Source organism: Acidiphilium sp. AL (assembly GCF_025499445.1).
Lineage (GTDB): Bacteria > Pseudomonadota > Alphaproteobacteria > Acetobacterales > Acetobacteraceae > Acidiphilium > Acidiphilium iwatense.
The window spans coordinates 1230-14399 of the sequence record NZ_JAIMBZ010000001.1; the positions used below are offsets into that span (position 1 = coordinate 1230).

Annotated in this window: 11 protein-coding genes and 1 pseudogene; 8 read left to right on the forward strand and 4 right to left on the reverse strand. The window is 63.1% G+C overall.

Going from position 1 to position 13170, the window contains the following annotated elements; genetic code table 11:
- Positions 1-130 precede the first annotated feature (130 nt).
- From AiwAL_RS00015 to AiwAL_RS00030, 4 genes and pseudogenes are all read right to left on the reverse strand, one after another.
- Positions 131-541 (reverse strand): annotated as a pseudogene (locus AiwAL_RS00015) (glycosyltransferase); the annotation flags it as partial.
- The gene (locus tag AiwAL_RS00020) at positions 525-1352 is read right to left on the reverse strand and encodes a UDP-2,3-diacylglucosamine diphosphatase (RefSeq protein ID WP_262311861.1); all 828 of its coding nucleotides are present in this window, start codon (positions 1350-1352) and stop codon (positions 525-527) included. The gene AiwAL_RS00020 and the pseudogene AiwAL_RS00015, both read right to left, overlap by 17 nt.
- A gap of 74 nt (positions 1353-1426) precedes the next feature.
- On the reverse strand, positions 1427-1978 hold the full coding sequence (locus tag AiwAL_RS00025; protein WP_262311862.1) for a GNAT family N-acetyltransferase: 552 nt from the start codon (positions 1976-1978) through the stop codon (positions 1427-1429).
- Positions 1975-2385 carry a ketosteroid isomerase-related protein gene (locus AiwAL_RS00030; protein ID WP_262311863.1) on the reverse strand — a complete coding sequence of 137 codons (411 nt, stop codon included), beginning with the start codon at positions 2383-2385 and terminating at the stop codon, positions 1975-1977. Before AiwAL_RS00030 ends, AiwAL_RS00025 begins: the two co-directional genes overlap by 4 nt.
- A 148-nt stretch (positions 2386-2533) precedes the next feature.
- Here AiwAL_RS00030 and AiwAL_RS00035 point away from each other — a divergent pair, with 148 nt between their 5' ends.
- The 8 genes from AiwAL_RS00035 to AiwAL_RS00070 all read left to right on the forward strand — a co-directional run bounded on the left by AiwAL_RS00035 (position 2534) and on the right by AiwAL_RS00070 (position 13166).
- Positions 2534-3538 (forward strand): NADP-dependent oxidoreductase, encoded by a 1005-nt coding sequence (locus tag AiwAL_RS00035; protein WP_235703382.1) that lies wholly within the window; start codon positions 2534-2536, stop codon positions 3536-3538.
- 161 nt (positions 3539-3699) lie between these two features.
- On the forward strand, positions 3700-4458 hold the full coding sequence (locus tag AiwAL_RS00040) for an ABC transporter ATP-binding protein (protein ID WP_262311864.1): 759 nt from the start codon (positions 3700-3702) through the stop codon (positions 4456-4458).
- 7 nt (positions 4459-4465) lie between these two features.
- Complete coding sequence (locus AiwAL_RS00045; protein WP_407932523.1) at positions 4466-5158, forward strand: ABC transporter ATP-binding protein; 693 nt, start codon at positions 4466-4468, stop codon at positions 5156-5158.
- 23 nt (positions 5159-5181) lie between these two features.
- Positions 5182-6414 (forward strand): ABC transporter substrate-binding protein, encoded by a 1233-nt coding sequence (locus AiwAL_RS00050; RefSeq protein WP_235703385.1) that lies wholly within the window; start codon positions 5182-5184, stop codon positions 6412-6414.
- A gap of 16 nt (positions 6415-6430) precedes the next feature.
- A complete protein-coding gene (locus AiwAL_RS00055) occupies positions 6431-7315 on the forward strand; it encodes a branched-chain amino acid ABC transporter permease (protein ID WP_407932524.1) in 885 nt (294 codons plus the stop codon).
- On the forward strand, positions 7315-8250 hold the full coding sequence (locus tag AiwAL_RS00060) for a branched-chain amino acid ABC transporter permease (RefSeq protein WP_235703387.1): 936 nt from the start codon (positions 7315-7317) through the stop codon (positions 8248-8250). The genes AiwAL_RS00055 and AiwAL_RS00060 overlap by 1 nt, the downstream gene beginning before the upstream one ends.
- A gap of 7 nt (positions 8251-8257) precedes the next feature.
- Positions 8258-9742, forward strand: a complete 1485-nt coding sequence (locus AiwAL_RS00065; protein WP_235703388.1) for an amidase — start codon at positions 8258-8260, stop codon at positions 9740-9742.
- A gap of 205 nt (positions 9743-9947) precedes the next feature.
- Positions 9948-13166, forward strand: a complete 3219-nt coding sequence (locus AiwAL_RS00070) for a maltotransferase domain-containing protein (protein WP_235703389.1) — start codon at positions 9948-9950, stop codon at positions 13164-13166.
- Positions 13167-13170 lie beyond the last annotated feature (4 nt).

Consider the following 13170-nt stretch of genomic DNA (forward strand, 5'->3'; position numbering starts at 1 on the left):
GCTAATAGACCGCCGCGCCTAGCGCGACGGCGCCGCGGAGCGGATACGGACCGACGCCGCCAAAGTGCCGGTCCCAAGGCCGTGGTACCACCGCTGCGCGAGCGAGCGGCGGCTTGACGTTCGGGTGGCCGTGAAACCGCCGCAGCCAGGCATAGGCGAGGCGCCGCGGCAGCGCGATCCGCGCCGCCAGATAATCGGGGAACCTTGTGTGATAGGCGGTGGTGAACTGCCATCCCGCCCGCCGCGCCAGCCGCGCCGCGGCAATGCCGAGCGGCCCTTCGGTCGCGATATGCAACGCATCCGGCGCGAACTCCGCGACCAGGGCGGCAAGCCGCCTGCGCGGGCACAAAGCCAGGCGGATTTCCGGGTAGCTCGGGCAGGGCAGGGTGCGGAACCGATCCGGCCCGATCACCATCACTGTCTGGCCCAGCGCCTCCAGCTGTTCCGCCAGCATCGACAGGGTGCGGACCACGCCGTTGACCTGCTTGTGCCAGGCATCGGTGACGATGAGGATGCGTGTGGGGTCAGGCAGGTGCCGCATCCAATGCGTCCCGCTCCGCCCCGGCCTTGCGCGGCGCCAGGAACGACAGCCGGTTGCGCGCCGCCCAGTCGATCAGTTCGAGCCGCCCGTCCCAATGCTCGACCAGGGCGGTGCAGCTCTCCACCCAGTCGCCATCGTTGACGTACAGAACCTCCCCGACCATGCGCATCTCGGCATGATGGATGTGGCCGCACACCACCCCGTCGAACCCGCGCTGGGCGGCATCGGCGGCGAGCGCGGTCTCGAAACGGTCGATCGCCTTCACCGCTTCCTTGACCCGCCGCTTGAGATAGGCGGAAAGCGACCAGTAAGGGTAGCCGAACCGCGCGCGGGCGATGTTGAAATACCGGTTGAGCACCAGCGCCGCCGTGTAGGCCCAGTCGCCGAGCAAGGCCAGAATCTTCGCGTAGCGCACCACGGAGTCGAACTGATCGCCGTGGATCACCAGAAGCCGCTTGCCGGCGGCGGTGACGTGCTCGGCTTCGGCGGCGAAGCGGATGCCCGCCATCTCCAGCCCGAGCGGCAGATAGCGCCGCACGATTTCATCATGGTTGCCCGGCACGTAAGTGATCGCCGCGCCGTTGCGGGCGTGGCGCAGGATCAAGGCAAGCACCTCGTCGTGGTGCCGGTCCCAGTACCAACCGCGCCGGAGCCGCCAGCCATCGATGATGTCGCCCACCAGAAAGATGTGCTCGGCCGCGTTCCGGCGCAGGAAATCCGCGAGAAAATCGGCACGGCAGCCGCGCGTGCCGAGATGGGTGTCGGAGATGAACACGCTGCGATAGCGCGTTATGGCGGCCGGAGCTGTCATGACGCGTCCGATACGCGATCGTTTCGTGCCGCGCCTAATGAAACTCTGATGACAGGATCTGGCGTTTTACAAATTCATGACGCTCGCCGTGCGGTCCACTCGTCCCGCGTGATCGCCCAGGTTTCCGAGGCGAGACGGCCGGAGACGTAATCCCTCTCGCCCGCCCAGATCACCCGCATCCCCTGTGCGACGGAAATCCGCCGCGATGCCGCGTTCACCACCGCCTTGGAGACCCGCAATTCCGGTTGATCGAGCACACGGAAATAGAAATCGGTCGCCGCGTCGGCCGTCTCGCGCGCGAAGCCTCGCCGTTGATGCGGGTGTGCAATCCAGAATCCGCGATTTTCGCCATCCGCCGTGATATGAAGGGTGACCACTCCGATTTGTATCTCCGGCGCATCGCAGGGCCTGAGCGACCAGGAATGCGCTTCGCCCCGCGCGATCTGCGGCAGCAGAACATCGCGATAGAACGTCAAAGCTCCATCCGCCGGGTACGGCCAGGGAACGCGCGCGTTCATGAACCGCACGATCTCCCAATACGGAAACTCCGCCTGCACGAACTCAACATCGTCCAGACTCGCCGGCACCAGTGAAAGCCGCGTGGTGGTCAGGATGGGCGTGGTCACTTGGCTCCTACCTGCCTCAGCCAGTCCTGAAGATTGTAGTAGTTGGTGACCCGCGCGATCCGCCCGTCGTTTATGTCGAAGAACGCGCCGGCCGGCAGAACGTAGCGCTGGCCGCGCGCCTCGGGCAGGCCGGGATCGGTTTTCAGATATTCGCCATGCACCACGAACTCAGCGGCGGCGCGCGTGCCGTCCGCGCCCGGCATCACCACGATATCGGTCAGCCGCTCGCGATAGGAGATGTTCATGTGATCGAGGAAGGCGGCGAATTTGTCGCGCCCGGTCTCCCGCGCGCCCTGGTTGATGTCGTGGATCACGTCATCGGTCAGCAGGTCGAGCATCGCCCGCGGCTGCCCCGCATTGAACGCGGCGTAATAGGATTCGATCAGGTTTTTGGCGTTGGTCGGCATCGTTTTCCCCGTAGGCTCATAAGCCCTCACAGTTCCGCGATTCGCCGCGCGATTCAAGAGTGCCGCGAAAAATCGCGCGGCACTTCCAACGGCCTTGCCCGGAATGCCTTGCTGTGCCTACCCTATAGGTCAATGGAGGAGCGAAACCATGAACCAGTCCGAAAACCGCCAGTTCCGCCTCGCCCGCCGCCCGGCGGGCATGGTCAAGCGCGAGGATTTCGAGTTCCGCACCGATAGGCCGCGTCCGCCGGAATCCGGCGAAATCATGGTCGGGGTCGAATATCTCTCGCTCGACCCGGCGATGCGTGGCTGGATGAACGAGGGCAAATCCTACATCCCGCCGGTCAGGCTCGGTGAGGTGATGCGCGCCCTTGGTCTCGGCACCGTCATCGAGAGTAAGGCTCCGGGCTTCGCGCCGGGCGATACGGTAAGCGGCCAGCTCGGTGTCCAGAGCGTCGCGACCGTTGCCGCGAAGGACTGCTTCAAGGTCGATCCCAGCCTCGCGCCCAAGCCGCTGTTCCTCTCCGCCCTCGGCATGACCGGCATGACCGCCTATTTCGGTCTGCTCGCCGTCGGCGAGCCGAAACCCGGCGAAACCGTGGTGGTCTCGGGCGCTGCCGGCGCGGTCGGCGCGCTGGTCGGCCAGATCGCCAGGATCAAGGGTTGCCGGGCGGTCGGCATCGCCGGCGGGGCGGCAAAATGCCGCTATCTGGTGGACGAACTCGGCTTCGACACCGCGATCGACTACAAATCCGAGGCCGTGCCGGCCAAGCTGCGCGAGCATTGCCCCAAGGGCATCGACGTGTATTTCGACAATGTCGGCGGCCAGATCCTCGACGACTGCCTGGCTCAGATCAATCTGCGCGCCCGCGTGGTGATTTGCGGCGCGATCTCGCAATACAACAACACGACGCCGGTCAAAGGTCCCGCCAACTACCTCTCGCTCCTGGTCAACCGCGCGCGGATGCAGGGCATGATCGTTTTCGACTATGCCGATCGCTACGCCGAGGCCGCCCGCGACATCGCCGGCTGGATGCGGGAGGGAAAGCTCAGGAGCCGGGAAGACATCGCCGATGGGATCGAGACGTTCCCCGAAACCCTGCTCAAGCTGTTCACCGGCGAGAATTTCGGTAAGCTGATCTTGAAAGTCTGACAGCAGACCGGCGGTGGGCGCGCCATTGCGCCGCCGCCACCGGTATGTCACCATGATTAAACTATAATGAACACGCAGCCATGATCGTGCTGCCGGGGAGCCAACGCCTTGAAAGGGGAGTGCGTCGATCCGCGCATGAATGACCGTTCCGAATTTGCCCGATGAGCAATTACGTTCTTGAAGCGCAAGGCCTGTCCAAGGGATTTCGCGGCTTCATGGCCGTCCAGGGCGTCGATCTGAATGTCGAAAACGGCAGCATCCATGCCCTGATCGGCCCGAACGGCGCTGGCAAGACCACCTGCTTCAACCTGCTGACCAAATTCCTCCAGCCGAGCGCCGGCCGTATCGCATTCGAAGGCCAGGATATCACGCAATTGTCACCCGCCGGTGTCGCACGGCGCGGCATGGTGCGCAGCTTCCAGATTTCGGCGGTATTCGGCCACATGACGGCGCTGGAGAATGTCCGCATCGCGCTCGCGCGGGCGCGTGGCGGCAATTTCGATTTCTGGCGCGGCGAGCGCGTGCTGATTCGCTTCAACGATCGCGCACTGGCACTCCTGGACGATGTCGGTCTGTCGGACAGTGCGGGTGTGCCGGCCGTAGCTTTGTCCTATGGCCGCAAACGCGCGCTTGAAATTGCCACCACGCTCGCACTGGAACCGCGCCTGATGCTGCTCGACGAACCCACCGCCGGCATGACCGAAGCTGATGTCGGGCGCATCGTCGCGCTGATCCGCAAGATCCGCGCCGGGCGCACCATCCTGATGGTGGAGCATAATTTGTCGGTCGTTTCCGGCCTGTCGGACCGGATCACCGTGCTCGCACGCGGCCGCGTGCTCGCCGAGGGCGATTATGCCAGCGTGTCCGCCAACGAAGCCGTCGTCACCGCCTATCTCGGCACGGACCATCAGGATGTCTGATGCGTCGATGCTGAATGTCCGGGGCCTCAACGCCTGGTATGACGAAAGCCACGTGCTGCACGGCATGGATTTCGAGGTGCGCGAGGGCGAATGCGTCACCTTGCTCGGCCGCAACGGCGCCGGCAAATCGACCACGCTGAAAGCGATCATGGGGCTGGTGCCGAAACGCGCCGGCAGCGTGATGTTTCGCGGCAGGGAACTGATCGCGGCCCGGCCCGATGTCGCGGGGCGCGCGGGCATCGGGTTCTGCCCGGAAGATCGTGGTATTTTCGCCGGGCTTTCGGTCGAGGAAAACCTGATGCTGCCCCCGGTGGTGGCACCCGGCGGGATGAGTGTCGCCGACATCCACACGTTGTTTCCCAATCTCGCGGAACGGGCAAAGAGTGCGGGGACCAAACTCTCGGGCGGCGAACAGCAGATGCTGGCGATCGCACGAATCCTGCGCACCGGCGCCAAACTTTTGCTCCTTGATGAACCCACCGAGGGGCTCGCCCCGGTGATCGTTCAGCAGATCGGCCGGATGATCGGCGAGATCAAACGTCGCGGCTTCACCGTGCTTCTGGTCGAGCAGAATTTCCACTTCGCATCCCGTATGGCCGACCGGCATTATCTGGTCGAACACGGCCAGGTGGTGGACATGATTCCGAATCACGAACTGCCCACCCGTGCCGACTCCTTGCACCGTCGGCTCGGCATATGATGACCAGAACCGGAGGACAGACCATGAAACTGACAAGACGAACCCTGCTCGGCACTGCCGCCACGGGTGCCGCCGCCGCTTCCTTTCCGCTCACCCGTGCCCGCGCCGCCGGAAAATCGCTGAAAATCGCGGTGATCAGCGATTTCTCCGGCCCGTATCGCGACGATGGCGGCCCCACCTCGGTCGCCTGCGTCAAACAGGCGGTCGCCGATTTCGGCGCCAAGCAGAAAGGCTACGACGTCACCGTTCTGAAGGGCGATCATCAGAACAAGCCGGATGTCGGCGTCGGGCTGGCCCGCCAGTTCTACGATCAGGGCGTCGATCTGGTGATCGACGTGCCGAACACCGCCGTCGCCCTCGCGATCCAGGGTGTCGCGCACGATAAGAACCGCGCCTTCATCGATTCGGGAGCCGCCGGATCTTCGCTGACCGGAAAATTCTGCAATGCGCAGTCGATCCACTGGACCTACGATACCTACATGCTCGCCCAGTCGACCGGCGGTGCGATGGTGAAAGCCGGTGGCAAGACCTGGTTCTTCATCACCGCCAATTACGCCTTCGGCCATTTGCTGCACGATCAGACCGCAGCGGTAGTCAAGCAGCATGGCGGCAAGGTGCTCGGCAACGTCAATTACCCATTCCCGCAGACCACCGATTTCTCGTCTTTCCTGATCCAGGCGCAATCGTCCGGCGCCCAGGTGCTCGGCCTCGCCAATGCCGGCGCGGATACGGTGAACTCTGTCAAACAGGCGCATCAGTTCGGCCTGAACAAGAAAATGAAAATCGCCGGCCTGCTCGTCTTCCTGAACGACGTTCACGGCATGGGGCTGGAGATCGCGCAGGATCTGATCCTGACCGAGAGTTTCTACTGGAACCTGAACGACCGCACCCGCGCCTTCACCAAGCGCGTGCTGCCGCGCACGCCGAACAACTACCCCTCGATGGGTCAGGCCGGCTGCTATTCGGGCACGCTGCACTTCCTGAAGACCGTGCATGAAATGAACAACATGAAAGCGGCCGCGAACGGCGCGGAACTGGTCGCCGCGATGAAGAAGATGCCGACCGACGACGATGCGTTCGGCAAGGCCTATATCCGCGCGGACGGCCGCTTCATGTGCGATGCGTTCCTGTTCCGGGTGAAAAAGCCGGGCGAGAGCAAGATCCCCTGGGATTATTACACCCTGCTCGAAACCACGCCGGCCGCCAAGGCGTTCATGCCGATGGCGATCGAAGGCTGCCCGCTGGTCAAGGCGTAAGGCTTCGCCCGCCATGATGATGATCTTTGGCAAGCCGGCGCCATTGCTGTTCGGGCAATTGCTGCTCGGCATCATCAACGGCTCGTTCTACGCGATGCTGTCGCTTGGGCTGGCGATCATTTTCGGCCTGCTGCGGGTGATCAACTTCGCCCATGGCGCGCTGTTCATGGTGGGCGCCTTCGTCACCTGGGGTTTGCTGCACTATCTCGGCATCGACTACTGGGTGGCGCTGTTCGCGGCGCCACTCATCGTCGGTGCCTTCGGCCTTCTGCTCGAACGCGGGTTGATCCGGTTCACCTACAAGCTCGATATTCTCTACGGACTTCTGCTCACCTTCGGTCTGGCCCTGGTGCTCGAAGGATTGTTCACCAACGGGTTCGGCAGTTCAGGGGTCAGCTATAACGGGCCGGACATTCTCTCGGGCACGCTTGATCTCGGCTTCATGTTCCTGCCGGTCTATCGCGGTTTCGTCATCGTCGCGGCGGCGCTGGTCTGTTTCGCCGTCTGGTTCACCATCGAGCGAACCCGGCTCGGCGCGCTGCTGCGCGCGGCGACGGAAAACCCGTCTCTGGTGCAGGCTTTCGGCGTCAATGTGCCGCGTCTGGTCGCGCTCACTTTCGCGGGTGGCGTGGCGCTCGCCGGTTTCGCCGGCGTGCTGGCCGCACCACTCTACTCGGTCAATCCCAACATGGGCAGCGATCTGATTAACACGGTGTTTGCCGTGGTCGTGATCGGCGGGATGGGCTCGATCGGCGGTGCCATCCTCACCGGCTTCGGCCTCGGTGTCATTCAAGGATTTACCGAGGTTTTCTATCCGCCGGCATCCTCCGTCGTAGTGTTCGCGGTGATGGCGATCGTGCTGCTGGCCCGGCCGGCCGGCCTGTTCGGAAAGGCGGCGTGATGCTGGGCTTCACCCGCGCGCAATCGGCCGGATTCGTGCTGATGGTCGCGATTCTGCTCGCTGCACCCTTCGTCGCCTATCCGATCTTCCTGATGCAGGTGATGTGCTACGCGCTGTTCGCGATGGGTGCCAATCTGCTGATGGGCTATATCGGCCTGCTGTCGCTCGGGCAGGCGGCGTTTTTCGGCATGGGCGGCTATGTCGGCGGCTACGCGGTGCAGAGCCTGCATCTCACCCCCGAACTCGGCGTCGTTCTCGGCGGGCTCACCGGGGCGGCCATCGGCGTCGTGTTCGGCTGGCTCGCGATCCGCCGGCAGACCATTTATTTCGCGATGATCACGCTGGCGCTGGCGCAATTCGTCAATTTCTTCGCCGTGCAGGATACGGGCTTCACCGGCGGCGAGAACGGCATGCAGAACATCCCGCGCGGCAAGCTTTTCGGCATGGTCGCCCTGGGGCCGGACTTGCATCTCTATGCGTTCACGCTGGTGATTTTCCTGGCCGGCTTCCTGTTCGCGCACCGGGTCATCCATTCGCCGTTCGGCCAGGTGGTCAAGGCGATCCGCGAGAACGAGAGCCGGGCGATTTCGCTCGGCTACAAGGTCGATCAGTATAAATGGATCATTTTCATCATCGCCGCCTTCCTGGCCGGCATCGCCGGCGCGTTGAACGCCCTGGTCACCAAGATCGTGACCTTGACCGATGTCGGCAACGTGACCTCGGCGATCGTGGTGCTGATGGTTCTGGTGGGCGGCATCGGCACGGTGTTCGGGCCGCTGATCGGCGCGGCGATCGTCATCGCCATGCAATACTACCTCGCGAGTTTCAGCGATTGGGTTACGGTGATCCAAGGCGTGATCTTCATCGCCTGCGTCCTGCTGTTCCGCCGTGGCGTCGTGGGCGAATTCGCGGCCAAGCTCAAACTCTCGCTATGAACGCCCCATGGCATTGACCGGCCAGCTCCAGGAGTTCGACGCCACGGCGCTCGCCGCACTGGTCGCGAAAGGTGATGTCTCCGCTGGAGAACTTCTCGAAGCCGCATTGGCGCGCATCGACGCCGCCGAACCGCGGCTGAACGCCGTCGCGGTCGATATGCGGGATAAAGCGCACAAGCAGGCCGCGGGCAAGCTCACCGGACCGTTCGCCGGCGTGCCGTTCCTGCTCAAGGATATTCTGCAGGATTATGCGGGCTCGCGCATGACCCTGGGCGCCGTCGCGCTCAGGGACAATATCGCCACGCGCAACGCGGCCTATGTCGATCGCTGTCTCGCCGCCGGCCTCGTCATCATCGGTTCGACCGCGACACCCGAGCTCGGCCTGAAGGCGACGACCGAAACGATCCTGCATGGCGCGACCCGCAATCCATGGGGCTTGGATCGCACGCCCGGCGGCTCGTCCGGCGGCTCGGCGGCGGCGGTCGCGGCGCGCATTCTGCCGATGGCCGGCGCCTCCGATGGCGGCGGTTCGATCCGCATTCCCGCCGCCTATTGCGGGTTGTTCGGTCTGAAACCGTCGCGCGGCCGGATCTCGGAAGGTCCGGCGAACGGCGAGGGGTGGGAAGGTGCGGTGTGCAGCCATGTGCTCACCCGCAGCGTTCGCGATTCGGCGGCGATGCTCGATGTGCTCGCCGGCCCCGAACCGGGCGATCCGTTCGTGATCCCGCCGCCCGCGCGTCCGTATGCGCAGGAAGTCGGCGCCGATCCCGGCCGGCTGCGCATCGGGTTTTCGACCCGTTCGCCGATCGGCGGCGCGGTCGCGCCGGAGATGACCGACGCCGTCGCCAAAGCCGCGACGCTTCTCGAATCCCTTGGCCACCATGTCGAGGAAGCCGAACCGGACATCGATGGCGGGTTGCTGTCGCGCTGCTATATGGGGCTCTATTTCGGCCATGTCGCCGCGCTGGTCGATGACATCAAGCGCCGGAAGAAAATCCCTGAATCGTCCTTCCACCCCGACACGCGAGCCCTGGCGCTGCTCGGCCGGGCGATGTCGGCGGGGGCCTATGTCGAACTGCAAAGCCATTGGAACGGCTTCGCCCGCGCGCTCGGCGCGTTTCACGCCAGCTACGATCTGTTCCTCACTCCGGTGACGGCGATGGGGCCCGCAAGAATCGGCGAGCTGGAAACGCCGGAACTGCTGCAGACGTTGTCGAAACTCACCACCGCCCTGCATGCCGGCAAGCTGCTCCTGAAATCCGGCATCGTCGATCAGCTCGCCTACAAGAACCTGGAACGCACGCCGTTCACCCAACTCGCCAACCTCACCTTCGTCCCGGCAATGTCGGTGCCGCTGCACTGGGGCGAGGATGGAATGCCGGTCGGCGTTCAGTTCACCGCACGGTTCGGCGAGGAGCACACGCTGCTGCGCCTCGCCGCCCAGCTTGAGCAAGTATCGCCCTGGGCGAACCGGAAGCCGAATTTGAAATAATCGTGATATCGCAACGGACTTGCGGTATCCGGCAATCCTGGCCGGCGCCTTGAACACAGTGCCGGTGCGGCCCACATCCCGGTCAAGCACGCTCCGGGACGAGCGCCCCGTCCGGCTTGACCATGAGGGGGCGATGGTTCAATCGTCCCGAAATCCGTTGCGATACGAAAACCTGCCGTCCGAGGTTGCGTGAGGATGATGCCGCATGGATGACAAATTCGTCACGACACTCGCTACAGGCGTCGATGCCGGCCTGTCGGACGAATTGAATGCCTCGCGGCCGCGCGCGGCTCCGTCGTCGATTTATCATCTGCATCCGGGTCTCGCCGGTGGGACGGCCGCATGGAGCGATTGCGCAAATCATGCGGCGGCGCTCGGCTTCGAGGCGATCCTGCTCGCACCGCCCTTCGCGTCCGGGATGTCCGATCGCCCCTTTCACGCGCGCGATTTTGACGTTCTGCATCATGATAGCGGCGGGTCCAGTGCCGATCCGGCACTTGCGGGTTTCGCCGCATTGCTCCGCACGCTCGATATGGCGCTTCTGCTCGATATCGCGATCGACAAGATCGACCGCGATGCAGTCCTCGTGGCCGAACACCCCGACTGGTTCGTCGCGTCTGATGACGGGCTGGATTTCCGGTTCATTTCCGAGGCCGATACGCCGGTCGATTGGTGGGATGCGCGCATCGCCGCATGGCAGAAGCTGGGCATCGCGGGATTCCGGTGCGAGGCGGCACATCGGGTTCCGGCATCTGTCTGGAAACGGCTGATCGGCGCGGCAAAAACCCGCGACGCCGCCACCATTTTCATCGCAACGACATTCGGCGCAACCGCGCGGGCGATTCGCAAACTCTCTGGCTGTGGCTTCGATTTTGCCGCATCATCCGCGTGCTGGTGGGATTTTCGCGCCGGCTGGCTCGCCGATGATGTCGATCGGATCGGCAACGTCGGCAAGATAATCGCTTTCGCGGCACCGCCTTTCGAGCATTCCGGCGAATTTCCGGTGCCAACCGAAACCGCGGCGCGGCGCGCGCTCGAACTTGCAAGCTTTCTCGGCGATTCCTGGATCATGCCGATGAATTTCGCATCCGGCATGGCCATGCCCGCATCGCGTCTGACGGCGGCGATCACCACGATCAATGCGCGCCGCCGGCATTATCGCGGGCTGTTCGAGCATCCAGCCCGGATCGTCTCGCCGCCCTCATCCGACGTCGTTGTCCTCGCACGTGGAACCGCCCATAGCACTTCTAACATTTTTCTCCTCAACGCGTCGCTGGAGCAACAGGTCGCGATCCCGTTTCGCCAGCTTCGGATTTGGCTCGGCGAAGCGATCGGCGCATTCGAATCCGTCGGCGATATGTGCGGGCGACCGAACCAAAATGACACATCCATCACGCTTGCCGCCGGTGGGGCATCGATGCTTCGTGCCAATCATTCCGCGCCGATCGTCATCCCGCCACGCTCTCGCCCGACGGCGGAAAACGCGGTAGCCGCCCCGCGAATCGCGATCGAAGCCGTCACACCAGCAGTCGAAAATGGCCGCTTCGCGACGAAGCGTCTGGTCGGCGATCACGTCACGGTCGAGGCCGATTTGATCTGCGACGGTCACGGCGTGCTCGCGGCCGACCTACTCTGGCGCGGCGTCGACGAAGCGGAATGGTGGCGTACTCCGATGACCCTGCTGAGCAACGATCGCTGGTTCGCCGGCTTTCAGCTCGAACGCCTCGGGCGATATCTGTTCACGATCGAAGTCTGGGTCGATCGCTTTGGCGGCTTCGTCGAGGAAATCACCAAAAAACACGCGGCGTCCGTTCCGATCGATCTTGAACTGACCGAAGGAATCGGTTTCGTCGAATCGACGGCGCATCGCGCGTCAGCCAGATATGCCGATGATTTTGCCAGGCTTCTCACTAATTTTCGTGACGATAACCCGGCTCGTCGCCGCCAGTTGCTGACCGATCCAGCAACGATCGCGCTGATGCGCGAATGCGAGGAACGGTGCTTCCTGAGCCGACTGGCAACACCGTTCCAAATCGATGCCGAGCGGAAGGCAGCGGGTTTTGCAAGTTGGTATGAAATTTTCCCGCGCAGCCAGAGCGGCGATCCATCCCGCCACGGCACGTTCGATGATGTCATCGCGCAATTGCCGCGCATCCGCGCCATGGGTTTCGACGTGCTGTATTTTCCGCCGATTCACCCGATCGGCCGCAAGAACCGCAAGGGCCGCAACAACGCACTGACCGCAACCCCGGCCGATCCCGGCAGCCCCTATGCCATCGGCGCCGAGGAGGGCGGTTACGACGCGATCCATCCCGAACTTGGCACATTCGATGATTTTCAAAAACTCTTGGCGGCGGCGGCGGAACATGGCCTTGAAATCGCGCTCGATTTCGCGATCCAGTGCGCACCGGACCACCCCTGGCTGCGCGAACATCCCGAATGGTTTGACTGGCGGCCCGATGGCTCGATCAAATATGCGGAAAATCCGCCGAAAAAATACGAAGACATCGTCAATGTCGATTTCTACACCGAAGGCGCGATGCCGTCGCTATGGGTCGCGCTGCGCGATGTGGTCGTTTTTTGGGTCGATCAGGGCATCCGCATCTTTCGGGTTGATAACCCGCATACCAAGCCGTTGCCGTTCTGGGAGTGGCTGATCGGCGACATTCGCGCCCATCACCCGGACGTGATTTTCCTCGCGGAAGCATTCACAAGGCCAAAATTGATGTACCGATTGGCGAAACTCGGTTTTTCGCAATCCTATACCTACTTTACCTGGCGCAATACCGCACAGGAGTTGAAGGCGTATCTGATCGAGCTGACCGAAACGGCGCCACACGGTTTCTTTCGTCCGCATTTCTTCGTCAACACGCCGGACATCAATCCGGTGTTTCTGCAAACATCCGGCCGCCCCGGCTTTCTGATCCGCGCAGCCCTGGCTGCCACACTTTCGGGCCTGTGGGGCGTCTATAACGGGTTCGAGCTGTGCGAATCGCAAGCCCTGCCCGGCCGCGAGGAATATCTCAATTCGGAAAAATATCAGATCCGGGCATGGGATCACGACAGGGAGGGCAATATCATCGAAGAAATCACGGCACTCAACCGCATCCGCCGCCACAATCCGGCCTTGCACAGCCATCTCGGTCTCACCTTCCTGCCGGCCTCCAACGATCAGGTGCTTTATTTCGAAAAATCGAATGTGGATCGTTCCAATGTCATTCTTGTCGCGATCGGGTTCGATCCGTTCAACCGTCAGGATGCGACGATCGAACTTCCGCTTTGGCGATTCGGACTCCAGGATGACGCTTTTTTGCAGGCCGAGGATCTGGTGCGCGGCGTGTCGTTCGCCTGGCAAGGCAAGCACCAGATGGTCAGCCTCGATCCGCGGGAAATTCCCTATTGCATCTGGCGGGTATGCCCATGAAACG